Annotated in this window: 24 protein-coding genes; 16 read left to right on the forward strand and 8 right to left on the reverse strand. The window is 30.2% G+C overall.

Going from position 1 to position 25274, the window contains the following annotated elements:
* Positions 1 to 89: 89 nt before the first annotated feature.
* A complete protein-coding gene (locus ABDZ93_RS10565) occupies positions 90 to 449 on the forward strand; it encodes a VOC family protein (protein WP_343826193.1) in 360 nt (119 codons plus the stop codon).
* A 287-nt stretch (positions 450 to 736) separates the two neighbouring features.
* Here the strand turns inward: ABDZ93_RS10565 and ABDZ93_RS10570 are convergent, their stop codons facing one another.
* The 3 genes from ABDZ93_RS10570 to ABDZ93_RS10580 are packed head-to-tail and all read right to left on the reverse strand — an operon-like array spanning position 737 to position 2978.
* The gene (locus ABDZ93_RS10570; RefSeq protein WP_343826988.1) at positions 737 to 1459 is read right to left on the reverse strand and encodes an amino acid ABC transporter ATP-binding protein; all 723 of its coding nucleotides are present in this window, start codon (positions 1457 to 1459) and stop codon (positions 737 to 739) included.
* Positions 1446 to 2126, reverse strand: coding sequence for an amino acid ABC transporter permease (locus ABDZ93_RS10575; RefSeq protein ID WP_343826195.1), 681 nt, complete (start codon positions 2124 to 2126; stop codon positions 1446 to 1448). The genes ABDZ93_RS10570 and ABDZ93_RS10575 overlap by 14 nt, the downstream gene beginning before the upstream one ends.
* Positions 2127 to 2153: 27 nt before the next feature.
* Positions 2154 to 2978 carry a transporter substrate-binding domain-containing protein gene (locus ABDZ93_RS10580; protein WP_343826197.1) on the reverse strand — a complete coding sequence of 275 codons (825 nt, stop codon included), beginning with the start codon at positions 2976 to 2978 and terminating at the stop codon, positions 2154 to 2156.
* A 286-nt stretch (positions 2979 to 3264) separates the two neighbouring features.
* Here ABDZ93_RS10580 and ABDZ93_RS10585 point away from each other — a divergent pair, with 286 nt between their 5' ends.
* The 7 genes from ABDZ93_RS10585 to ABDZ93_RS10615 all read left to right on the forward strand — a co-directional run bounded on the left by ABDZ93_RS10585 (position 3265) and on the right by ABDZ93_RS10615 (position 11729).
* Positions 3265 to 3558, forward strand: coding sequence for a YhdT family protein (locus ABDZ93_RS10585; protein ID WP_343826198.1), 294 nt, complete (start codon positions 3265 to 3267; stop codon positions 3556 to 3558).
* Between the two features lie 15 nt (positions 3559 to 3573).
* Positions 3574 to 5067, forward strand: a complete 1494-nt coding sequence (gene panF / locus ABDZ93_RS10590; protein WP_343826200.1) for a sodium/pantothenate symporter — start codon at positions 3574 to 3576, stop codon at positions 5065 to 5067.
* 183 nt (positions 5068 to 5250) lie between these two features.
* Positions 5251 to 5814 (forward strand): histidine phosphatase family protein, encoded by a 564-nt coding sequence (locus ABDZ93_RS10595; protein WP_343826202.1) that lies wholly within the window; start codon positions 5251 to 5253, stop codon positions 5812 to 5814.
* Between the two features lie 16 nt (positions 5815 to 5830).
* The gene (locus tag ABDZ93_RS10600; RefSeq protein ID WP_343826204.1) at positions 5831 to 7063 is read left to right on the forward strand and encodes an exonuclease SbcCD subunit D; all 1233 of its coding nucleotides are present in this window, start codon (positions 5831 to 5833) and stop codon (positions 7061 to 7063) included.
* Complete coding sequence (locus ABDZ93_RS10605; RefSeq protein WP_343826206.1) at positions 7044 to 10538, forward strand: AAA family ATPase; 3495 nt, start codon at positions 7044 to 7046, stop codon at positions 10536 to 10538. Before ABDZ93_RS10600 ends, ABDZ93_RS10605 begins: the two co-directional genes overlap by 20 nt.
* Before the next feature lie 143 nt (positions 10539 to 10681).
* Entirely contained in the window at positions 10682 to 11095 is a 414-nt protein-coding gene (locus ABDZ93_RS10610; protein WP_343826208.1) for a hypothetical protein, read from the forward strand.
* A gap of 343 nt (positions 11096 to 11438) precedes the next feature.
* Entirely contained in the window at positions 11439 to 11729 is a 291-nt protein-coding gene (locus tag ABDZ93_RS10615) for a hypothetical protein (RefSeq protein ID WP_343826210.1), read from the forward strand.
* A 230-nt stretch (positions 11730 to 11959) separates the two neighbouring features.
* On the opposite strand, the gene ABDZ93_RS10620 is transcribed toward ABDZ93_RS10615, so the two are convergent.
* Positions 11960 to 13150, reverse strand: coding sequence for a coenzyme F420-0:L-glutamate ligase (locus tag ABDZ93_RS10620; protein WP_343826212.1), 1191 nt, complete (start codon positions 13148 to 13150; stop codon positions 11960 to 11962).
* Positions 13151 to 13270: 120 nt separating this feature from the next.
* On the opposite strand from ABDZ93_RS10620, the gene ABDZ93_RS10625 reads away from it, so the two are divergent.
* Positions 13271 to 14155 (forward strand): LysR family transcriptional regulator, encoded by an 885-nt coding sequence (locus ABDZ93_RS10625; protein ID WP_343826213.1) that lies wholly within the window; start codon positions 13271 to 13273, stop codon positions 14153 to 14155.
* A 45-nt stretch (positions 14156 to 14200) separates the two neighbouring features.
* Here the strand turns inward: ABDZ93_RS10625 and ABDZ93_RS10630 are convergent, their stop codons facing one another.
* Positions 14201 to 14350 (reverse strand): hypothetical protein, encoded by a 150-nt coding sequence (locus ABDZ93_RS10630; RefSeq protein WP_343826215.1) that lies wholly within the window; start codon positions 14348 to 14350, stop codon positions 14201 to 14203.
* A 272-nt stretch (positions 14351 to 14622) separates the two neighbouring features.
* On the opposite strand from ABDZ93_RS10630, the gene ABDZ93_RS10635 reads away from it, so the two are divergent.
* Complete coding sequence (locus ABDZ93_RS10635; RefSeq protein ID WP_343826217.1) at positions 14623 to 15069, forward strand: GNAT family N-acetyltransferase; 447 nt, start codon at positions 14623 to 14625, stop codon at positions 15067 to 15069.
* A 221-nt stretch (positions 15070 to 15290) separates the two neighbouring features.
* On the opposite strand, the gene ABDZ93_RS10640 is transcribed toward ABDZ93_RS10635, so the two are convergent.
* Positions 15291 to 16070, reverse strand: coding sequence for an AraC family transcriptional regulator (locus ABDZ93_RS10640; RefSeq protein WP_343826989.1), 780 nt, complete (start codon positions 16068 to 16070; stop codon positions 15291 to 15293).
* Positions 16071 to 16344: 274 nt separating this feature from the next.
* Here ABDZ93_RS10640 and melA point away from each other — a divergent pair, with 274 nt between their 5' ends.
* Together melA and ABDZ93_RS10650 are read left to right on the forward strand one after the other, a co-directional pair.
* Positions 16345 to 17667: an alpha-glucosidase/alpha-galactosidase gene (melA, locus tag ABDZ93_RS10645; protein ID WP_343826219.1), complete on the forward strand. Its 1323-nt coding sequence runs from the start codon at positions 16345 to 16347 to the stop codon at positions 17665 to 17667.
* 276 nt (positions 17668 to 17943) lie between these two features.
* On the forward strand, positions 17944 to 18777 hold the full coding sequence (locus ABDZ93_RS10650; RefSeq protein WP_343826221.1) for a deoxyribonuclease IV: 834 nt from the start codon (positions 17944 to 17946) through the stop codon (positions 18775 to 18777).
* A gap of 122 nt (positions 18778 to 18899) precedes the next feature.
* Here the strand turns inward: ABDZ93_RS10650 and ABDZ93_RS10655 are convergent, their stop codons facing one another.
* Both ABDZ93_RS10655 and ABDZ93_RS10660 read right to left on the reverse strand, forming a co-directional pair.
* Positions 18900 to 19682, reverse strand: coding sequence for a 3'-5' exonuclease (locus ABDZ93_RS10655; protein WP_343826222.1), 783 nt, complete (start codon positions 19680 to 19682; stop codon positions 18900 to 18902).
* A gap of 211 nt (positions 19683 to 19893) precedes the next feature.
* The gene (locus ABDZ93_RS10660; RefSeq protein WP_343826223.1) at positions 19894 to 20103 is read right to left on the reverse strand and encodes a cold-shock protein; all 210 of its coding nucleotides are present in this window, start codon (positions 20101 to 20103) and stop codon (positions 19894 to 19896) included.
* A 278-nt stretch (positions 20104 to 20381) separates the two neighbouring features.
* Between ABDZ93_RS10660 and ABDZ93_RS10665 the strand changes: the two genes are divergently transcribed.
* From ABDZ93_RS10665 to ABDZ93_RS10680, 4 genes are all read left to right on the forward strand, one after another.
* A complete protein-coding gene (locus ABDZ93_RS10665; RefSeq protein WP_343826224.1) occupies positions 20382 to 21449 on the forward strand; it encodes a nucleotidyltransferase family protein in 1068 nt (355 codons plus the stop codon).
* 18 nt (positions 21450 to 21467) lie between these two features.
* Entirely contained in the window at positions 21468 to 22460 is a 993-nt protein-coding gene (locus tag ABDZ93_RS10670; RefSeq protein WP_343826226.1) for an NAD-dependent 4,6-dehydratase LegB, read from the forward strand.
* A gap of 88 nt (positions 22461 to 22548) precedes the next feature.
* Positions 22549 to 23646, forward strand: coding sequence for a LegC family aminotransferase (locus ABDZ93_RS10675; RefSeq protein WP_343826228.1), 1098 nt, complete (start codon positions 22549 to 22551; stop codon positions 23644 to 23646).
* Positions 23647 to 24006: 360 nt separating this feature from the next.
* Positions 24007 to 25274: glucosaminidase domain-containing protein (locus ABDZ93_RS10680; RefSeq protein WP_343826990.1), on the forward strand; the 1268-nt coding region annotated here is incomplete at its 3' end.

Consider the following 25274-nt stretch of genomic DNA (forward strand, 5'->3'; position numbering starts at 1 on the left):
TAAAGGCTATTAATATAAAATATATAAATAAAGAGGATAGTATAAATATATCGTAGTAGGTGTAAAATTAATAAAGTGAGGTAGTATTTATGAATTTAGAAATGGTTACAATAGCAGTAGCAGATTTAGAAAAGTCAGAAAAGTTTTATAAAGAAATTTTAGAGTTAAAAGAAATGCAAAGAATAGATACTCCAGATGGAATACACATTGTTTTCTTAAAGGATGAAGGGACTGGAACTATTGAATTAATAGAATATCCAAAGAATTTTACAGGGATAGAAAAAGTCAATGGTTCAAATGTTTCTGTTGTATTTAATGTAAATGACTTCAATAAAGCTGTAAGAAAATTAGAGGAGCAAAATATAAAAATAATTAATGGGCCTATGGAAAAATATATCTTTATACATGATCCAAATGGCGTGAAAATTGGAGTTAGAGAAAAGCATTAAAAGACATTTTAACTTTTAAAGGCTGATTTAGCGTATTGATAAATATAGGTTATGCTACTACGAAATTATAAATAATAGTAATATAAATAACCAGTAAATTTATTTTGAAAATAAATTACTGGTTATTTTAGTGTGCTTTATCCGATGACTACCAACTCTAATACTCCCATCTTCTTTAAAGTGGGAGTAAAAACTCCCTCTGAAGCTTAGAAATCTGTTTATATATGAAGGATAAGTATATACTGTGCTAAATTATTTTATGAAAATTCATTGAGAATTTTATTGATTTATAAAACCTTAGATAAGAAGTCTACAGTTCTAGGGTTTTTAGGATTTCCGAAAAGTTCGTCTGGAGTGCCTTCTTCTAGAATTTTTCCTTCATCCATAAACAAGATTCTATCTCCAACTTCTCTTGCAAATCCCATTTCATGAGTTACTACAACCATAGTCATGCCTTCTTTAGCTAGATCCTTCATAACATTTAAAACTTCGCCAACCATTTCAGGGTCTAAAGCAGAAGTAGGTTCATCAAATAGCATTACATCTGGGTTCATAGCTAAAGCTCTAGCTATAGCTATTCTTTGTTTCTGTCCACCAGATAAGGAGTTTGGATAAGCGGTAGCTTTATCTGTTAGTCCTACCATTTTTAAAAGAGATAGAGCTTTCTCATTAGCTAATTGTGATTTTTCACCTTTCACCTTAATAGGAGCTATAGTTATGTTTTCTAATACTGATTTATGAGGAAATAGATTAAATTGTTGGAATACCATTCCCATTTTTTCTCTTAGTTTATTTATATTAGCTTTTTTATCAGTAATATTGTTTCCTTCAAATATAATTTCTCCTGAAGTAGGTTCTTCTAGAAGATTAAGACAGCGTAAGAAGGTAGACTTACCAGAACCAGAAGGACCAATGATTACAACAACTTCTCCTTTAGTTATATGCTCATCAATTCCTTTTAAAACTTCTATTTCTCCAAAGTTTTTCTTTAAATTTTTAACGTGAATCATTTCCTTTAAGTCTCCTTTCTGCATAAGCCATTAATCTTCCTAGAGTAAATGTAAGGATAAAGTAGCAGATTGCTGCTACAATTAAGGGCTCAAAGTTTCTATAGGTGGCACCTGTAACTAGCTTAGCACCATAAGTTATTTCTGTTACTCCAATAGCTGATGCCATGGATGATTCCTTTATTATAGCAACAAACTCATTACCAATAGCAGGCAAAATATTTCTTATAGCTTGAGGTAATATAATATGTTGCATTGCCATTCTTTGATTCATACCTAGACTTCTTGCAGCCTCTAATTGTCCCTTATCTACTGCATCGATTCCACTTCTTATTATTTCTGCCACATAGGCTCCGGAGTTAATAGAGAGTGCTATTACACAAGCTACTACAGGAGTAAGCTTAAGTCCAAAGGAGGTTGTACCAAAATATACTATAAAAATTTGTAGTAGTAGTGGTGTTCCTCTTATAAATTCTATATAAACAGAAGCTATAACCTTAGGAATAGGTACTTTTAATATAGATAACTTGGACCTTTTCATGAAGCATAGAAGAGTTCCTAGGATTGCTCCCAATATAACTGATAGCATTGCTACTAGCAAAGTCCATTGAATACCTTCTATAAACACGGGATAATATTTTTCTAAAAACTTAAAACTTAAATTAGACATAGCTTCCTCCTTTGTAGCTAGCAAAAATTATTGAGCTGTAACCTCATCTTTACTTAATTCTATAGCTTTTTTATAATATTCTTGTATTTTACCTTCAGATTCTAATCTTTCTAATGTTTTATTAACTGATTCTAGTAAAGCTTTTTGTCCCTTTGGAAGAGCTATGGCAGAACCACCACCAGATGTATCACCAATTTTTTCTTTGGCAACAGCTAATTCATCGTGAACGGTAGATTGTATATCTGCTACTGGAAGCTCAACTATTACTGCATCTAAATTTCCAGCTATTAAATCTTGAACTAAGGTTGGAACTTCTGATAATAACTTAACATCAGCATTTTCAATTCCTTGAGCTATAGTACCTTGTATAGAACCATTTTGAGCTCCTACTTTTTTACCCTTTAAATCATCAATGCTTTTAATAGTATCTGCACTATTTTTGTTTATCAATATTCCTTGTTCTGCTTTAAAATATATATTTGAGAAATCTACAATTTCTTTTCTTTCTTCATCAGGAGATAGTCCAGATACTCCCAAATCAATTATTCCATTTCTTGTAGCATCACAAATTGTGCTAAACTCCATTTCTTGAATTTCATATTCTACACCTAAGTCTTTAGCTATTTCACTTATTAAATCTATGTCTAGACCAACCATTTTCTTTTCACCATTTTCCATGATAAAAAATTCGTAAGGTGCGTAATCAACACTCATACCTACTTTTAATTTTCCTTCTTCTTTTATTTTGGATAACAAGTCCACTTTTTCTTTATTACCACACGCCATCAAAGATAGTGACATAGTTCCTACCATAGCTAGTGCGAAAATTTTCTTTAACATACTTTTTTTCATTATTTTATCCCCCTTGTATAATAATTTAATATCATTGCATAATTATACAACTATAAGTTATAATTATGCAATAGTTTTTTTATATTTTATTTAAAAAGATTTATATTTCTTTGAAAAAATTATATTTATTTAAATTAAAATGCTATATTAGGGGAAAATAAATTATGCAAACCATTGTGAACTCTATGATGACGTGATAATATTACTATGTTGTTAAAATAAGAAGCTTATTAGTAAGGAGCAGAGCTCTAAGAAATCTATTTATGTTGAAATCAAGAGGAGTAAGATGATGAAGTTATCAGAAAAAGCTAAGAATCGACAAATTAATAAAGAAGCTATCATTTCTACTATTTTGTATATACTTTATTTCATTTGGTGGTATGTTACTGGCTTTGGCTTAGGAAGTGGAGATCCATCAAGTTATAAATATGTAATGGGATTTCCGCTATGGTTTGTATTAAGTAGTTTTGTAGGACCAATAATACTTATTGTAGCAGTAACATTTACTGTGAAATACTTATTTGTAGATATAGACTTAGAAAATGATGAAAATCAAAAGAATAATAATGAGGAAAAATAAAGTGGGGAATGTACTATGGGAAAAGTGTTAATCGTAATACCAATTATACTTTATTTAGCATTAAACTTATTTGTAGGAGTTTGGATTAGCAAAAATGCATCAAGAGAAAATGCTAAAAATGGATTTATAAATAATTATTTCATAGGTGGCAGATCTATGGGAGGGTTCGTTCTTGCCATGACACTAATAGCAACTTATACTAGTGCTAGTAGTTTTATTGGTGGACCAGGAATTGCATATTCTGTAGGATTAAGCTGGGTATTTGTAGCAGTAACTCAAGTTCCAACAGCATTTTTAACTCTGGGAATTTTAGGAAAAAAACTAGCTATAATATCAAGAAAAATTAATGCTGTAACGGTTACTGATTATTTATACAAAAGATATAAATCACCAATAGTAGTTATAATGGCATCTATTGCTTTAGTTGTATTTTTCATTGTAACTATGGTGGCACAATTTATTGGAGGAGCTGTACTATTCCAATCTATCACAGGATATTCTTATTTGGTAGGACTAATTTTATTTGGTACAATAGTAATTATATATACTACCATTGGAGGCTTTAAAGCAGTAGTAATTACTGATACCATTCAAGGAATTATAATGATAATAGGTACAGGATTGATTATTTACTCCATTATAAAGGTTGGTGGCGGAATGGATACTATTTCAGCCACTTTAAATGAAGTTAATCCAGTGTGGAGTACCCCTTTATCTGGAGAACATTTTAGTAAAGGATATATAATGTCATTTTGGGTATTAGTAGGAGTCGGAACCCTTGGTCTTCCGCAAAATACAGTTAGAGCCATGGGATTTAAGAATAGTAAGTCTATGCATGATGCTATGATTTATGGAACAGTAGTTTTCTTCATTCTGATGTTTGGAATGCTTTTAGCAGGAGTACTTTCTGCAGCAATTCTTCCAACAGGAATTACAAATTCAGATACTGTTATTCCAACCTTAGTTATTAATATTATGCATCCTGTAGCTGCTGGAATATTTCTTGCAGCACCTCTTGCAGCAGTAATGTCAACAGTGTCTTCTATGTTAATTTTGTCTTCTGCTGCAATTATAAAGGACATATATATGAACTACATTATGAAAAGTAGTGATGTAAAAGAGGGAAGAGATTTTGAAAAGAAAATATCAAAAATGAGTCTATGGTCTACAGCAATTATTGGATTCATAGTATTTATTCTTGCAATACAACCTCCAGACTTACTTACTTTTATTAATCTATTTGCCTTTGGAGGTCTAGAGGCTGCTTTCTTTTGTCCAGTAGTTTTTGGTTTATATTGGAAAAGGGCTAATGCTATGGGAGCTATAGTATCTATGATATGTGGTGTTGGTTCCTTTATAATATTTTATATCACAAAGTTTGCGCCAATGGGAGTTCAACCTATAGTGCCAGCCCTTGTAGTAGCTATAGTTACATTTTTAATGGGAAGTTATATTGGGAAAAAACCAGATAGAGATGTAATACAATTATTCTATGGTTTAGAAGAATAGAGTGTTTCAATGAGCTTAGAGCTAGAGATTAATTATTTTAATCTCTAGCTTTTTATTTTAACCATGGAATTTACAAAACACTAATGAGTTTTTTAATCATAGATGATACTATAAAATAACTTAAGGTATAATATGAGATAAGGTAATATAGAATTAAAATTAATTAATAAGGGGTGGGGGAAAATGACAGATATATATTTTGTAAGACATTGTGAGCCTGATTTTTCAATTCATGAGGAGTTGATAAGACCATTAACGAATAAAGGATTAGAAGATAGTAAAAGAGTAGCAGAAGTATTAATGAGCAAACAAATACATGTTATTTATTCAAGTCCATATAAACGTGCAATAGATACAGTTAAGGTGCTAGCCGACACATTAAACTTAGAAGTAGTAACTAAGGATGACTTAAGGGAAAGGACTATTACGGATCAATGGATAGATGATTTTAATAGTTTTGCAAAATATCAATGGGAGGATTTTGAGTACAAGCTATCTAAAGGAGAATGTCTTAGACAAGTACAAGAGAGAAATATAAAAGCAATAAAAGAAATATTAGATGAGAATAAAGGCAAAAATGTAGTAGTAGGAACTCATGGTACAGCTTTAAGTACAATATTGAATTATTATAATAAAAGTTTTGGATATGAGGAGTTTAATAGAATAAAAAGTATTATGCCTTGGATTATTGTTATGAAATTTAAAGGTGAAGATTTTATAGGATTTAAAGAAATAGATTTAGATTAATGAGGGAGGAATTAAGGTGAGAATACTTCATACTGGGGATTGGCATCTAGGAAAAAATCTAGAAGGTCAGAGTAGAATGGATGAGCAAGAAGAGTTTTTAAAGGACTTTGTAAATATAGTAGAAGAAAACAATATAGATTTAGTTATTATTGCAGGAGATGTCTATGATACAAGTAATCCACCAGCTAGGGCTGAAAAAATGTTTTATGATACTTTAAAGAGACTTTCTAGAGAGGGTGAAAGGCTAACCCTTGTAATATCAGGAAATCATGATAATCCAGAGAGGTTAGTAGCAGCAGGACCTTTAGCCATGGATCATGGAATAATTATGGTGGGAACTCCTAAAACTGTAGTTCAGCCAGGGGGTTATGGAAACCACAGACTTATTGAATCAGGGGAAGGATTTATTGAAATCGAAGTTAACGGGGAAAGGGCAGTTATATTAACAGTACCTTATCCAAGTGAAAAGAGATTAAATGAGATATTATATAGTGGTATGGAAAGTGAAGAAGAAAAATTAATGTCATATAGTGATAGAATACATGAGTTATTTCACTCTTTAGAAAGTCATTATAAAGAGGACACTATAAATTTAGTGGTATCACATCTCTTTGCCATGGGAAGTGAAGAAAGTGGTTCAGAGAGAAGTATACAACTAGGGGGAAGCTACATAGTAAACGGAAGTTGTTTTCCAAAGTCAGCTCAATATATAGCCCTTGGCCATGTGCATAAGCCTCAAATAGTTCCTGGAACTAATAAAAGAGCACGATATTCAGGTTCTCCTCTTCACTATAATAAAAAGGAAATCAGTTTTAAAAATAAATGTTTTATTGTAGATGTAAAGCCTGGAGAGGACAGTGTCATAGAAGAAGTGGAAATAAAGGTTTATAAGCCTATTGAAGTTTGGAAATGCAATGGGGTAGAGGAAGCTATATTAAAGTGTGAGGAAAATAAGGATAGAAATTGTTGGGTTTATCTTGAAATTTCTACAGATAGATATATAAATGAAGATGAAATAAAGAAAATGAAGACATTAAAAAGCGATATACTAGAAATTATGCCTAAGATTATAGGTGTGGAGGAAGCGTATGAAAATGCTAGGAGTCTTTCAGAAAAATCCTTTGAAGAGATATTTAAGGATTTTTATAAAAGAGAAAGAGGAGTAGATGCAGAAGATGAAGTGGTTGATTTACTTATGTCTATAATTTCAGAAGAGGGAGGCGAAGATAATGAAACCAATCAGCCTTAAAATTAAGGGATTAAATAGCTTTAATGAAGAGCAATTTATAGATTTTGAAAAGCTTACAGAGCAAGGTTTTTTTGGTATATTTGGACCTACTGGTAGTGGAAAGTCTACAGTATTAGATGGAATAACTCTAGCTTTATATGGAGAGGTTTCAAGAAAAAGCTCAAATTTTATAAATACTAATTGTGATAGCCTAGCTTTAAGTTATACTTTTCAAATTTCAGGAGTAGAGCCTAAAAGATATGTTGTAGATAGAGAATTTAAGAGAGACAAGAAGACAGGTAACCCTATATCAGGAAGATGTAAGATAATGGATATAACTTCAGAGGAGCCTATAATATTAGCTGATAAGGTGAAGGAAGTTACTGGAGCTTGTAGAGAGATTATAGGATTAAGTTTAGATGATTTTACTAGAACTGTAGTGTTACCTCAAGGAAAATTTAGTGAGTTTTTAAAGCTAGAAGGTAGAGCTAGAAGAGATATGCTAGAGAGATTATTTAACTTGCAAAAGTATGGAGATAATCTTTCAAGTAAGCTTAAGGCTGAGATAACTAAGGAAGAAAATAAATACACGGAGCTATCTGGTGAGCTTAAGGGCTATGAAAATATCAATGAGGATACATTAAAAGAAAAAGAGGATGAACTAAAAAATTCAACAGATAAATTAATAAAAGGTAATGAGGAACTTAAAAAGTTAGAAGTAGATTTCAAGGAAAAAGAAGAAGTTTGGAAGTTAATCTTAGATATTAAAGCCTATGAGGAAAAGAAAGAAAATCTAATGGAAAAAGCCCAAGAAATAGAAGGGTATAATGAAAAACTAAAAATTGTTGAAGGGGCAGCTAGGGTTTTACCTTATGTGGAAAACTATGAAAATACCCTAAGGGATTTAAAAACTTCAAAGGAAAAGGAAAATACCTTAAATCTTCAATATGAAAAATTAAAAGTAGAAAAAGATGAACTGCAAAGTAAGTGGGATTTTTGGAGAAATAAAAAAGATAAAGAATTACCTGATTTAAAAGTGAAAGAAGAAAAGGTTAGGGATTCTTTAATAGAAAAGAAAAACTTAGATGCTTTAAGAGTTAGTATTAACGAATTAAAGGAAAGTGTTAAAAGTTTAAAGGAGCAGGAACAGAAAGCCCAGAGAGAAATAAACATTTTAGGTGAAAGAATTCTTAAGGGAGGAAATGTAATAAAAGAAACAGAGGAGAAATTTCAAGTCCTTAAAATAGATAGTGAGTTAAAGGAAAAAGTTCAAAGGGGCATTAGACTTAATGAAAGATATGTGGACTTAAAAACTATAGTAGATAAAGATAAGTTAACTTTAACAAAACTAAAAAAGTTTATAGAAGAAGAACATATAAAAGAAGGATTACTCACAGAAGAACTTAATAAAAAGGAAGCATTGCTTAAGGAGAAGGAAGATGAGTTAGAAAATCTAATTAATACTTGTCCAGGAGAACCTACTGACCTTTTAAATCTTCAAAGAAGGATATCAGAGGAGGGAGAAAAGGCTAGAAAGTGCAACCTTGCAACTGAAGATATTAAGAACTCAGAAGAAATTATAAAAAAATTAAGAGAAGCTGTAAGTGAGTATCAGGAAACCAAGGCTAGTATAGATGAAACTATTAATGGTTTAAAGACAGAAATATTAGATTTACAAGTTGAGACCTTAGCAAGTGAGCTTAGAGAAAATTTAAATAAGGGAGAGCAGTGTCCTGTTTGTGGTTCCTTGGAGCATCATGTTGAGAATATAAGGCATATAGAAATCTTAGATTTAAATGAAAAAAATGGAAAATTGCATCAATTGGAAAGTCACCTTAAGGAAATAGAAATGAATATTACTAGGGATAATACAAAAATATTAAATTTAGAAGAAAATATTAAGGCTAAAGAATTAGAAATAAAAGCTTTAGGCGATGATTTTAAAGTTGGAAATCTGGTAATATTAGAAGATAGATTTAAAGTACTAGATAAAGAGTTATCAAAGTATAACAAAGATAGAGAAGTCCTAGATAATTTTATAAAGGTTTTAAAAGAAGAAAAACTATCCTTAGAAGGTAAAAGAAATATTATAAAATCAGTAGTAGAAGAAAAGGAAAAGCAATATAAGGATGTAGAGCTAGAATATAATAAAAACACTCTATCTTGCAGTGTTTTAGAAAATGATATAATTAACATAAGAACTTCTATCAATGTAGAAAATTTTCAAGAAAAAAATAAAGAAATATTAAGGATAGAAAAAGAAAGAGAAGAGTTAGAAAAGAACATAAGAAAGTATAGAAGGGCATTAGATGATTTAATAGATAATAAGGAATCCATACAGATAAGCATAAATTCTCTTAGAGAAAACTTAGCTAAAGAAAAATCTGCCCTTATAGAAAAGGAAAAAAGTGCAGAAGAGAAGGAGCTTCAAATAAAAGCTAAGGTAGGAGATATGGATAATCTCAAGGATTTATTAATGCATCTTAAGGAAGAAATAAAAACTATAGAAGATTTCTTTAATGATTATGATAAGAAAAAGGAATCCATGGAAGAAGATTTCAAGAACTGTAATGAAGCTTTAATAGATATCATAAGTAAGGTTAGGCAGTTAGATAAACGAGAAGGAGAAGAAGGGGCTTACTTGAATGAGATTTTAAAGAATGAAAGCTTTGAAGATATAGAGAAGGTTAAGGTTAGTGTAATCTCTAAGGTGGAAATTGAGAGATTAAAGACCTCTATAGAAGAATACAATAACAGCATATCTAAGGTTAATGGAGCCATTGAAAGTTTACTTATAAAGGTAAATGGAAGAGAAGTAAGTAAAGAAGCTTGGCAGCAGATTCAAGAAGAAAAGACTGTAAAAGAAGAAGAAATAAAAGCTTTGACGGAAGTAAATATAAGATATTCAGAAGAAGTCAACCATATAAAGAAAAAGCTAGTGGAGTTAAAGGGATTGCTAGGTAAAAAAGAAAAATTAGATCATAAACTAGCTCTTCTTGATGATTTAGAAAAACTATTTAAGGGTAAAAAGTTTGTTGAGTTTGTAGCTGCTACTAGACTTAAATATGTATCCATGGAAGCTTCTAAAAGGCTTAAGGAAATTACTAGTGGAACCTATGGACTAGAAGTAGATGAGCAGGGAAAATTTATAATAAGAGACTATAAAAATGGAGGAGCCTCAAGGGATGCCTCTACACTTTCAGGAGGAGAGACTTTTCTAACGTCCCTAGCATTAGCACTAGCACTATCCTCAGAGATTCAACTTAAAGGAACAGCACCATTAGAGTTATTCTTCTTAGATGAAGGATTTGGAACACTAGATGATGATTTATTAGAAGTAGTTATGAGTTCCCTAGAGAGAATCCATAATGATAAGCTTAAGGTAGGAATAATAAGTCACGTAGAATCTATAAAAAATAGGGTGCCAGTAAAATTAGTACTTACTCCAGCAGAAGCAGGTAGAGGTGGAAGTAAAGTTAAGATTGAAAGAAGTTAATTGCAACAATTATTTTTAATGTTATAATAGATTATTGGCATTAAGAGAAATGTAAATGAATATGCAACATAAGACAAGAAGTTTTATTGATTAAATACAAACTCTGTATATGACAAAATAAATATGTAAAGTGAGAAAAATATATGAGATATGAAAGATTAGAAAAGCAAATAAATAGACTAGATAATGACATTGATTCTATGGGAGTAGCTAAGAAGTATTTATCAAATATTGATGAAATTAATGATGTAATTAAAGAATTAAATGAGAAAAGAATAGGACTTGCTAATGAGCTATATTTTGAAGATCATTCATCATATGCACAATGCTGTATAGAGATAAGCAATGTAATTGATAGACCCCTTGGTCAAGAAGAACAAGCTGAATTACTTGAGACTATAAAAGAAATATTCGGAAGAAAGTCTCCAAATGTAAGCAAAAAAAGTTATGGGCTTAATGCTTGGCTTAAAGAACTCGATATAGAATATAAGTGGATTGAAAAAGAAAGTGAAGATTGGGCTACATTAATAATAAGTGGATTTGGATTACACGAATAAACTAAAGTTTTAAATTTAATAATACACATAAAGAGCTATTTCAAGATTAATTAATTGTTTTGAGATAGCTTTTTATATTTATAAGTAATATCACAAATTTCAATAAGTTTTTATACAATAAGCTTTATACAAATATTTTAAGAAGATGGAGAAGATTTCAAGAAGTGTACTAGGTAGTGGAGTATTAATGACCTTTAAAGATTTGAATTGGTTAATAAAATCAATAAATACTTCATATAAATAAGAGTTTATTAAAGGTTAATAGATTTTAATATATTGTAACTAAAAGTTATTCTTTTGAATATATATGTATAGGTGACTTAGATTTAAAGGAGGAGATAAAATGGAAGGTAAATATTATATTTCAATGCAAACTCCTATGGGATTAGAAAAGGGAACAATAGAATTTATAGTAAGTGAAGATAGACTTAGTGGAAGTTTAAAAGCTAAAGGTGTAACTAGCACTTTTTATGGACGAACCGTAAATGGTAATGAATTTGAGTTCTCAGGAGAATTTAAAAAATTTATAACGAAAATAGCGTATACTGCTAAGGGAAAAGTTGAGGGAAATAATTTAACTGCAATAGTACATTCGAAGTTTGGAAACTTTACAGTTAAAGGTATAAGAGCATAGGTATAACATTAAATAGTTATAATAAAATACAGATTAAAAATGAGGCTGGTGTTTAATAGAACTGTATCTCTAAAAAGCTCTTATAAAAAGTAGTATAGTATATCTAAAAAATATAACACTAAGTAATAAAGTATGATAAATTATATATAAAAAAATAGTTCAAGGATAAAGAAAATCCTTGAGCTATTTTTTATATAAGTAGGATAAGAAATAACATTAATTTCATTAGATTATTTAGTGTAATTATCGAAATAACCTTGGATAAAGATTATAGGAGTACCCTTATCTCCACTTCCAGAAGTTAAATCAGATAATGAACCTATAAGATCAGTAAGTCTTCTTGGAGTAGTACCTTGTGATTCCATAGCACCTACTAAATCAGACTCTTTATTTTTAATATATTCAGAGATAGCAGACTTAAGTTCGTCACCTTTTAAATCAGCAAAGTTATTATCAGCAAGATATTTTAATTTAACTTCATTTGGAGTACCTTCAAGTCCTGAAGTATATGCAGGTGATACAACTGGGTCAGCAAGCTCCCAAATCTTACCTACTGGATCTTTGAATGCTCCATCTCCATAAATCATAACTTCAACAGTTTTTCCAGTTTTCTCTTTAATCATAGCTTGTATATTATCAACTACTGGTTGACAGTTACGAGGGAAAAGTTTGACTGTTTCCTCTGTAGATTTATTTGAGCCTAAAAGTCCATAAGCTTCATTGAAACCACTACCATCAATTGATGCAGATAAAATATCATCAAGGCTATAAATTTTTTCTCCACCATTTGCTTTTAATATTCTCTTAGTTCTGAATCTAGTATGAATATCACAAGTAAGTACACTCTTTGTATATTCTAATATAGTTTTTGGATTATTTGAGAATATAACTTCACACTCTATTCCATAGCTTTCAACTAGTGATTTATAATATTCAATATAATCAACACCAGTGAATGGATGTTTATTGAATCCGAAGTGCTCACGGAATTGCTTTTCAGTTAGGACATCTGTCCAAGGATTAACTCCTTTTTCATCAAGGATATCTAAGTCTACTAAATGGTTACCAACTTCATCAGAAGGATAGCTAAGCATTAAAACAATTTTCTTAGCCCCCTTTGCAATACCACGAAGGCATATAGCAAAACGGTTACGGCTTAATATTGGGAATATTACTCCTACAGTATCTTCACCAAACTTTGATTTTACGTCTTTAGCAATATTGTCTATAGATGCATAGTTCCCTTGTGCACGAGCAACTACAGATTCAGTTACAGTAACTACATCTTTATCATTAATTGAGAAACCTTCAACTTTAGCAGCAGTTAATACGCTATCTACAACGATTTCTTCAATGTTATCTCCTTTGTTTATGATTGGGCAACGAAGTCCTCTAACAACAGTTCCAACGACTCTTTCCAATTATAACATCTCCTTCATGTAAAATTATATTAATTTTTAAAACCTACACTTGTAATATACACCATTTTAATGGTATAAGTAAAATAAATAGATTGAATAATAGATATAAGGAGTACTTATATGATAAGTAAATTAGATTTATATAAAGTGTTTTGTATGGTAGGAAAGCACGAAAGTTTTTCCAAGGCCGCTAAAGAGTTATATATGACTCAACCCGCAGTAAGTCAATCCATCATGCAGCTAGAAAGAGAACTAGATATAAGGCTATTCACAAGAACTTCTAAGGGGGTTATACTTACAAATGAAGGACGAATTTTATTTGAGTATGCTAGTTCTGCTATGAATTTAATCCATGTTGGAGAAGACAAACTTTTAAAAATTAAAAATATGATGATAGGAGATTTAAAAATAGGGGTAGGAGATACCATATCAAGATATTTTTTATTACCCTATTTAGAACAATTTCACAAGGAATACCCCAATATAAAATTTAAAATAATAAATGCAACAACTTTAGAGCTTTGTGCAAGTGTAAAATCAGGGGAAATAGATATTGCAATTTGTAATTTCCCAATTGAAGATTCTGCACTAGAACTTAGAGAGTGTATGGACATCCATGATATATTTGTTTGTGGAAATAAGTATAAGGATATGTGCTCTAAGTCAATTAGCTTTGAGGAAATAACAAAATTACCATTAATATTATTAGAACAAAAATCTATATCTAGACAATATATAGAGAAATACATGATGTCTAGAGGAGTTAAAATTACTACAGAAATCGAATTAGGATCCTATGATTTATTATTAGAATTTGCAAGGGCAAATTTAGGTATAGCCTGTGTTATTAAAGAATTTTCAAAAGAATATATAGAGAAAGGTATAGTATATGAGGTGAAATTAGAGGAGAAAATACCTAAAAGAAGTATCGGACTTTGCTTTTTAAAGAGTGTATCTCTTTCACCAGCAGCTACAAAATTTATTGAGATATTAAATAATAAATAGGATATAAGCTATATGAAACTTATATCCCATTTAGCATTTGTTTAATTAGAAGTGGCTACTTACTTCTTCTCTCTCAATTCTTTTAACCTCCTTTAATCTTAAATGAGTTACGTCCATAATTTTATCGTAAGATTCACCATCTATAAGCATTTGTTTAGCTTTTTCACGTAGCTCAGCGTTATCTTCTAGTTTCATAAATTTAACCTCCTTTAACATTTTGAATTCAACTTTATTTTGTGATTATTATAAAAATCTATTCATCAAGCATTTTGTTAAATAAATTAGGTGCTAATTTAAGATATAGATATTGTAATTATGGAAAGAGCCTTTAGTATGGCGGTGGAAGGTGGCTGACTTACCTATTTATTTAAATTTGAGCAGGAGTTTCCATATACTCTGTAGAAGAAGGAATAAGGACAAATAAAGAAGGTTAAAAATAAGATGTTTTAGGTAGAGAGGTTAGACTTATGCATGAAATATATTTCGAGGATATAGATAGTAGTAACGAAGAAATAGTAAGAAAAATAAAATTAAAGAGTGGGCAAGAAAATTTCATTGAAACAGTGGACCAATGCTTAGAAGAAGCTAGGTCTGATAATAGATGGCATCCTGTATGCATTTGTTCAAAAGATATAATTATAGGATTTGCCATGTATGGATGTTTCGGAGAAAATAGGAATGCTTGGATAGATAGAATAATGATAGATGAAAAGTATCAAGGGATTGGACATGGAAAAAGAGCAATGCTTAGATTAATGGAAATTGTACCTAAGGAATATGAAGTTAGTATTATTTATACTAGTGTTTTTGAAGATAATAAACTAGCCTATGAGCTTTACATAGATCTTGGCTTCATAGCTACTGATGAAAGAGATATAGGTGGAGAGATTATATTAGCATATAAAGTTAAATAATTTAAATTATAAGATTAAAGAGGCTTGGTATAAATTTATTTACCAAAGCCTCTTTATTAGTTGAAAAATTTAAAAGCTTGTACATTTAATTATATTTATGAGTTTTTCAGCCTATGTTCATTTTTTCACTCGACCACGATATCAGGAATAAAACGGTTAGTGAAAATCCTTTAGTAAAATATATATATAAATCAGCTAGTTTAATATATAACCATATTTTATTACTCTGACTGGACTCCTAATCTCCACACATATTTATTCCTATATGCTGTCGGGGTAATACCATAATAACACTTAAAATGCTTATAAAAGGCTGGTGTATCTTTAAACCCACAAGAATAGGATACTTCTGTGATGCTGATATTAGAACTTTCTAACAGTTTACATGCTACATGAAGACGAAACTGAATTAAATATTGCTGTGGGGATACATTATATACCTTCACAAAGATTTTATACAAATATGTTCTGTGTATGCCAATATTTTTTGCTATATCTTCAATTTTAATATCATAGCTGTAATTGAGCCTTATAAATTCTATTGCTCTATCGGAATAATTCTTATCACAAACTTTCGTCTGTTCTTTTTTTTCTTGCTGCATCTTAGAAAATACTAGATATAAATGTCCAATTACATCATATTCATTAAACTGAGCACTTTCAAATAGTTGAACAAGCTTCATCAATTCCTGTTTAACAATACCATCACAATTGTCTGTAAAAATAGGATTTTCTTTTGAAAGATTACAGTGGTTTAAAATACTTTTTACCTCATAACCATCAAATGCAACCCAGCAATAATCCCAGGGATCTTCATCATCAGCAACATAGTAGGTGGATTCACCTGGAAAAATCAGAAATCCTTGTTTTTCGGTAAGACAATAACAACGATCACCGGCATAAAATTTTCCCTTACCTCTCAAGATATAATGAAAGAGATAGTGAGGGCGAATGGCTGGGCCGAAGCGATGACCAGGATGACAGTTTTCCCATCCACACAAAAGTAAGGTTAGTGAACTGTTAACATATAAAGGACTATTGATTATATATTCTGCGTATTCTTCATATTCTGCATATTCAATAGAATTTACCATAAAACAAATCCTTTCAAAATATGTTCATATTTTTAAAATATATTTACATTTATGATAACATAAATTCGAAAGAATTCAACATAATGACAATTATTTGAAACAAAACTTAATAGTATTATTTTCTATAAGGATTAAAATATATATAGTGAATAATTACAACAATAGAAAGGTGGATATTATTATGCTTAAGATTACATTTATGGGTGCAGGAAGCACTATATTTGCTAGAAATGTCATAGGTGATTGTATGTGCACTCCTGCTTTGAGAGACTGTGAAGTTGCATTATATGATATTGATAAGAAACGACTAGAAGAATCAGAAATTATTTTAAAGGCAATCAATCATAATGTTAATGAAGATCGTTCTATTATTAAAACATATTTGGGAGTAGAAAATCGAAAGGAAGCACTCAGAGATGCTAACTTTGTAGTTAATGCTATTCAAGTAGGGTTTTATGACCCATGCACTATTATTGATTTTGAGATTCCTAAGAAATATGGTCTTCGCCAAACTATTGCAGACACTTTAGGAATTGGTGGAATTATGAGAGGGTTACGTACTATTCCTGTTATGAGAGATTTTGCAAGAGATATGGAAGAAGCATGTCCGAATGCATGGCTCTTAAATTACACAAACCCTATGGCAATACTTACAGGATATATGCAAAGATATACTAAAATTAAAACAGTTGGTTTATGTCACAGTGTACAAGTATGCTCTCATTATTTATTAAAAAATTTAGGCATGGAAGAAAAGCTTGAGGGAAGAAAGGAACTTATAGCTGGCATCAACCATATGGCATGGCTTCTTGAAATATATGATAAAGACGGAAATGATTTATATCCTGAGATTAGAAAAAGAGCTGCTGAAAAAAATGCCAATGAAAAACATGATGACATGGTTCGTTATGAGTATATAAAGCATTTAGGATATTACTGCACAGAATCCAGTGAGCACAATGCAGAATACAATCCTTTATTTATTAAAAGTAAGTACCCAGAATTGATTGACAAATTTAATATTTCATTAGATGAATATCCAAGACGTTGTATAGATCAAATTCAAGGTTGGAAAAAAGAAAAAGAAAATATTTTAAATAACGGAAAGATAACTCATAAGAGATCTTCCGAATACGCATCGTACATTATGGAAGCAATAGTTACCAATAAGCCTTGTAAAATTGGAGGAAACCTACTGAATACTGGCTTAATTGAAAACCTGCCTTCTGAGGCATGTGTTGAAGTTCCATGTTTAGTAGATGCAATGGGAATCACTCCATGCCATGTTGGTAAGCTGCCTCCTCAGCTTGCTGCTATGAATATGACTAATATTAACACTCAATTACTAACTATCGAAGCCGCAATCACTCAGAAACGGGAGCAGATTTATCAAGCAGCAATGCTTGATCCACATACCGCTGCCGAGCTTTCCGTTGAAGATATCGTAGCAATGTGTGATGAATTAATAGAGGCTCACGGAGAATATATGAAGGAATATAAATAGAAAGTATTTATATAACTATAAAAGTTGAGGTAAATACATCTTAATTATTAATTAATAAACATTATCCATTGTGTAAATACATATATTATAGTATTATTTTATTAAGCCTAGATTAATAAGAGACTAGAATTCATATAAAAATATATTGTAAAATCCATTTAAAATTGTTTTGTTACAATATGGTTTATAAAGAGTAGAATTTTATCAATATAGTAAAGTAGGTCAGTATAATAATACTTATTAAAATAGATATTAGTACAAGATGGAGGGAATTAAATGTTAAATATAGGATGTCACTTATCAACTACTAAAGGATTTAAAAATATGGGGCGGGAAGCAGTAGAAATTGGAGGTAATACATTTCAATTTTTCACTCGTAATCCAAGAGGCGGAAAGGCAAAGGATATAGATGAAAAGGATGTTGAAGGCCTTTTAGAGATAATGAAAGAGAATAATTTCTCTAAAATATTAGCTCATGCACCATATACCCTAAATGCTTGCTCAGCAGATGAGAGAACAAGAGAGTTTGCTGTAGAGACTATGGCTGATGATCTAGCTAGAATGGAATACCTTCCAAATAATTTTTATAACTTCCACCCAGGAAGTCACGTTAAGCAAGGTGTGGATGTTGGAATTACCTATATTGTAGATATGCTTAATACTGTGTTAAAGCCAGAGCAAACTACAAAGGTGCTTTTAGAGACTATGGCGGGTAAAGGTTCAGAGATTGGAAGAAGATTTGAAGAGATAGCAGAGATTATAAGTAGAGTTGAACTTAAGGAGCACATGGGTGTATGTCTTGATACTTGTCATGTATATGATGCTGGATATGATATTGTTAATGATTTAGATGGAGTGCTAGAAGAGTTTGATAGAGTTATAGGACTGGAAAGATTGAACGCTATACACTTAAATGATAGCAAAAATCCATTCAAGAGTCATAAAGATAGACATGAGAAAATTGGTGAAGGATCATTAGGAATTCAGGCCATAGCTAGAATTATTAATCATCCTAAACTACGTAACATACCATTTTTCTTAGAAACACCTAATGACCTTGATGGATATGAAAAAGAAATAGAAATACTAAGAAGTTTATATAATGATTAATATATATCTATTATAAAGAAAAGGCTATGTTTTAAATTTTAGTTAAAGCAGAGCCTTAATTTAAAACAAAATCTAATTTAAAAACCCGTTAGCAAGAAATAGAAAAGAATCTTATTCAAGTATTAAGGTTCTTTCCTATTTATAACTACAAATTGTTTTGTTCTACCCATGGTATAAGCAAGACTTATCATAGATTTTTCTTCCTTAGTTAAACTTCTCTTGTACATTTTTCTAAATTGATCAAATACTCCATTCATATCAACTTTTTCTTTAACAGAAGAGGTGCTTCTAGAAGGTTTGGTATATAATAAGGGTTTTATATTTTTATTGAAAATCTTCTTTAATACTTCGGCTGTATAATAAGCATCATTACTAGCGTCATGGAAATCACCATTAAGGCTTATATCTAAAAGTTCAATAGCATTTTTAAGTCCAATTTTTATTCCTTTTTTACTATTAAAAAATTTTGATGCGTGGCTTTGTACGTCAATATATTTAAGTGGAAGAGAGGTAGTGGATATATTATGAAATTTTAGATTTCTTAAAAGTTCTTTAATGTCTACTATACCCCAGACACAGAGAACTGCTTCTTCTTCACCAATAAATTTAGTAAATTTATCGTAAATACGAGGAAAGTTTTCTGAAGCATTTATATCATCATTACTTATTTTAGTAAGGTTTTCCACATAAGGATGAATAATTGTGTGAATAGTTGGTTTAATTAAAAAATTAAATGTGGATATCTTTTCGAAATTTTCATTTAGTTTTATAGCTCCTATCTGAATAATCTCAAAGGGGAGACTTAAATTTTTGCTTTTTTCTATACATTCATTTTTTTCTAAACAGTGTTCTTTTTTATCTTCATATTTTTGATTAAATTCTAAGTCAAATACTATATAGTTCATTATATCACCACTTTTAATATATAAAATCAATTATACTAGCATTAGGTATGTATGGATTAATTAGTAAAGGACATATATTAATCCATTCCTTACAACTATCTATAATAACAGAATCTGTAGTAATTATACAGCTTTTATATTTTGAAACATATAAAAATGGGCTACCTTAAGATTAAATCATATAACCCTAAGATAACCTCTTAATTACAACTTATAACTTTTGAACATTTATAGCCATAGGCCCTTTGGCTCCATCAGTAATATCGAAAGATACACTTTCACCTTCATGCAAATCCCTATTAGTTCCTTTTTCTTTTATTTGTGAATGATGTACAAATACATCATTACCTTCATTACAGGAGATAAATCCATACCCCTTTCCTTCATTATACCACTTAACGATACCAGTTATACTAGACAATATTTACTCCTCCTTAATTATTAAATCAATTTAAACTATAGTATTTGAAATATTGACGATTTTTACACAAAATAATCAGAAGTTTAGCACTTGAAAATATTTTTGAGCATTACCTCAATGTTATCAAGCTGAAATGTAAATAAATGTAAATAATTAACAATACAAGTGGTATAGTTATAAGTTAACAGTATAACAACATATGGATTTTATAATATTTTTGCATTATAATATAAACTAAGTTAAAAAACAAGGTAAATATTAAAGGTAATGGTGATAAAATGAATACTGAGGAACTTATTATAAGTAAACATATAAATGTTCGAGAAACTATGAAGGCGTTAGATGAGGCATCTAAAGGAATACTATTTGTTGTAGACAAAGATGATAAACTATGTGGTACAGTAACTGATGGTGATATTCGTAGATGGATATTAAAAAGTGGAGATATGGAAGCATGTATAACTGAAGTAATGAATAAAATACCTATATATATTACAACTAAAGATAGAATGAAAGCTACTGAGGTTATGTATTCAAAGGCTATTAATGCCGTACCAATCCTAAATAAGGATAAAAGAATTATAGATGTGAAATTTTTGAATAAAAACATAAAGTTTAATATGAAAAAAGATACTTTAACTAATACACCTATAGTTATAATGGCAGGTGGATTAGGAACTAGGCTTTATCCATATACGAAAATATTACCGAAACCATTGATACCAATTGGAGATACACCTATTGTTGAGAGAATTATAAATAAGTTCAATGAATATGGTGTTGAAAATTTTTATTTAACTGTTAACTATAAGAAAAACATGATTAAATCATATTTTAATGATATTAGTAAAGATTATTGTATAGAATATATTGAAGAAGATAAGCCTCTTGGAACTGGAGGAAGTTTATCTTTATTAAAAGGTAAGATAAAAAATACTTTTTTTGTTTCTAATTGTGATATATTAATAGATGCAGATTATGATGAAATTCTTAAGCATCATAAGAAAATGAAGAATAATATAACTGTAATAGCATCAATTAAAAATTTTCAAATACCCTATGGTGTATTTAAGTTAAATAATGAAGGAAATATAGATAGTATTCAAGAAAAACCAGAATATACATTTTTGATTAATACAGGTATGTATGTAATTGAACCAGAGGTATTGGATGACATACCAAATAACGAGTTTTATAATTTACCAGATATATTAGAAAATTATAGAAAAAAGGGACTGCAAGTAGGAGTTTATCCAATAAGTGAACAATCATGGATGGATATGGGGCAAATTAGTGAAATGAAAGATATGGTTGATAAAATAGAACAAAATGAGAAGAAAGATTAATTAGTAGGAGTGAATTAAATGAATTTAAAAGGAAAAAAAGTTTTAGTAACAGGAGCCGAAGGATTTATAGGAAGCCATTTAACAGAAAGATTAGTAGAACTTGGTGCAGAAGTTACAGCATTAGTACAATACAATTCTTTTAATAATTGGGGATGGATAGATAGTTTTGATAAAAATGTTTTAGATAGCATTAAGGTTGAAACTGGTGATATAAGAGAATTAGATGGAATGAATAGAATTGTTAAAGGAAATGAAGTGGTATTTCATCTTGCAGCTTTAATTGCTATACCATATTCATATCTATCACCAATGGCTTATGTTAGAACCAATGTAGAAGGAACTACGAATGTTTTAGAAGCATGTAGAAATCATGGAGTTGAAAAGATAATGCATACTTCTACATCGGAGACTTATGGAACAGCATTGTATGTACCAATTGATGAAAAACATCCAATGCAAGGGCAGTCACCATACTCTGCATCTAAAATTGGTGCAGATATGATAGCAGAAAGTTTCTATAGATCATTTGATATGCCAATAGCTACAGTAAGGCCATTTAATACATATGGACCTAGACAATCAGCAAGGGCAGTTATTCCAACAATAATATCTCAAATTTTAGCAGGAAAAAAAGAGATAAAACTTGGAAGTCTGACTCCAACTAGAGATTTTAACTATGTAAAAGATACTGCGGAAGCCTTTATTAAAGTTGCAGAATCTGACAATACTACTGGTCAAGTGATTAATGCAGGATCAAACTATGAGATTTCTATAGGAGATACCGTAAAGAAGATAATTAATATTTTAGGTGAAGATATAAAAATAATTTGTGATGAGAATAGATTGAGACCAGAAAAAAGTGAAGTTAATAGATTATGGGCTGATAATACTAAAATTAAACAATTGACTGATTGGGCGCCAAAATACACAATAGATGAGGGATTAGCTGAAACTGTGGAATGGATTAAAAAGAATATGCAATATTTTAAAACTGATATTTATAATGTGTAAAATTATTATATAGAAATTTTAAAGAGATTATCTCAAAATTTATATTTTGGGATAATCTTTAAATTATAATTTAAAAGGTGGGATATTTATGATACCATTATGTGTACCAGAAATTAGAGGCAATGAATGGAAGTATGTTAAGGAATGTTTAGATACCAATTGGGTATCATCGGTTGGTAAGTTTGTTGATAGATTTGAAGATGAGTTTCAAGTGTTTTTGAATTGTAAAAGTGCTGTGGTTACAATGAATGGTACAGCGGCTCTTCAACTTGCAATGGAAACATTAGGAATAGGTGAAGGTGATGAGGTAATTGTACCATCAATGACATTCATATCATCAGTGAATTCTATAAAATATACTGGAGCTACACCAGTTTTCGTTGATATATGTAAAGATACATTTGTGATGGATGCTGATAAAATAGAAGAATGTATAACTCCGAATACTAAGGCAGTGATGCCAGTTCATATCTATGGATATCCAGTTGATATGGATAAAGTAAATGATATAGCTAAAAAGCATAATCTTTATGTTATTGAGGATGCAACAGAAGCTCTAGGAACTACCTACAAAGGTAAGATGGTTGGAGCTTTGGGAGATGTTGGATGTTTTAGTTTTAATGGGAATAAACTTATGACTACAGGAGCAGGTGGGATGCTGGTAACTGATAATAAAAGTTTGGGAGAAAGAGCAAAGTATTTGTCAAATCAAACAAAAACAATAACTCCTAATGGTGGAATGTATCATGAGGAAATTGGATTTAATTTCAGAATGCCGAATATACTTGCAGCTGTAGGTGTAGCTCAACTTGAAATGGTGCCAGAATATTTGGAAGTAAAAAGACGAAATGCTAAATTATACAATGAACTTTTAAAAGATATTGAAGGTATAAGATTAATTAAAGAATGTGAAGAAGTAAATAATAGCTATTGGTTATATTCAATTATCGTAGAAGATAATTTTAAAGTTTCGAGAGATAAATTATTAAAAATACTTGAGAATAATGAAGTTATGGCAAGACCTTTCTTTATTCCTGTACATAGTATGAAACCATATAGGGACTGTAAGAAAGGAAATATGGATGTAACTGTGGAAATAAGTAATAAAGGAATTAATTTACCAAGCTCTGTTTCTTTAACTGAAGAAGACGTAAAAGAGATTTGTGAAGTAATTAGGAATGTATAATAATTTTTTAGATATTAAATTAATATTGTGAGAAATGAGTATAAAATAATATATCCAATTTAAATATTTTATAATAAATTTATTATGTGGATGTTTTAGTCATTAGTCTTACAAATTTTAATACATCAAGGTTGTATGTGAAATATATAATATAAGCAAATTGAAACAATATGTAGATAATGATTTAACATTATTCACATATTGTTTTTACATTAATAGATAAAATTAATACAATATACAGAATTTTGTTGTAAATTTATGTAGTTGTATGTATAATTAAAGTGAGATAACCAATTCTTAGTGTTGAGTTTTTTAACTAGCATTCCTCATAAAGTAAGGGAGGAAATAATAGTGAAAAAAATGAAAAAATACGCATTAATGTTGGCTTTTGTATTTTTATTTAACATATCTTATCCAAACATAGAAGCTATGTCTATAGATAATGAGGCGATTAATGAATTATCGGAGAATACGGAGCAAACTTCTGGTGGAGAGATTATGAAAACTCCAGATGAAGAGATTATGGAAACTCCTCATAAAGAGGAGGACTCCAATGATGTTAAAAGTGATTCATTGAGTGATTTTAATGACTCTAAATCTACACCTAATCAAGACGTTACAGAAAAGGATAACATGAGGAGTAAATTAACCAATGCTTATTCACAATCAATTATATCAAGTATAGAAAATCCAATTAATAATCAAAAATTAACAGGTGATTTTTTAATAAAAGGATTTGCAATAAGCATGAATAAGATATCCAAAATAGATGTATATCTTGATGGTGTTAAAAAAGGACAAGCTGATTATGGAATATCTAGGAGTGATATTGGAAGCAAATATAGTAATTACCCAGATTCAGGTAAGAGTGGATTTACGTATAAATTTACTAATGTGTCTAATGGTACACATACTATAAAGACTGTTGCTACAAATTCTGTAGGTGAAACACAGGAGCAGAATGTAACAATAGTTGTTGATAATGCAAAGACTATGATCATGTCAAAAGGAACTTTAAATAGAGATCAAATGATCCAAAAGTTGCGTGAACGAAATGCAACTTTAAGTCTTAAGTATATATCGGATTTTGTTGACTATACCATAAATGAAGCAAATATTGAGGGTGTAAATTACGATATTTTATTTTCTCAAATGATGCATGAAACTGGATATCTTAATTTTGGTGGAGATGTAAAACCAAATCAAAATAATTTTGCTGGTTTGGGAGCAACTGGAAATGGGGTTCCAGGAGAGTCTTTTGAAACAGTTCAAATTGGGATTAGGGCAGTAGTTCAACATTTAAAGGCATATGCCTCAAATGAACCTTTAAAACAAGACTGTGTGGATTCAAGATTCCAATATGTAACTAGAGGGTCCGCTATTTATGTAGAGCATTTAGGAATTCAAGAAAATCCTGAGGGTAAAGGATGGGCAGCAGCTAGAGGATATGGATATAGTTTGTTAAAGGTGAAGGAAGAGATAGCAAAGGTAAGTACTACAGGTAAATCACAGGTTACATCATTAAATGTAACAGGAGACAAATTTGTAGGTTCAACTTTAACTATGAAGGCAGAAGGAACACCAGCAGCGGATACACTGTATAAGTTATGGGTATGTGATAGAAGTAC

The organism is Clostridium subterminale (genome assembly GCF_039521425.1).
Lineage (GTDB): Bacteria > Bacillota > Clostridia > Clostridiales > Clostridiaceae > Clostridium_J > Clostridium_J subterminale.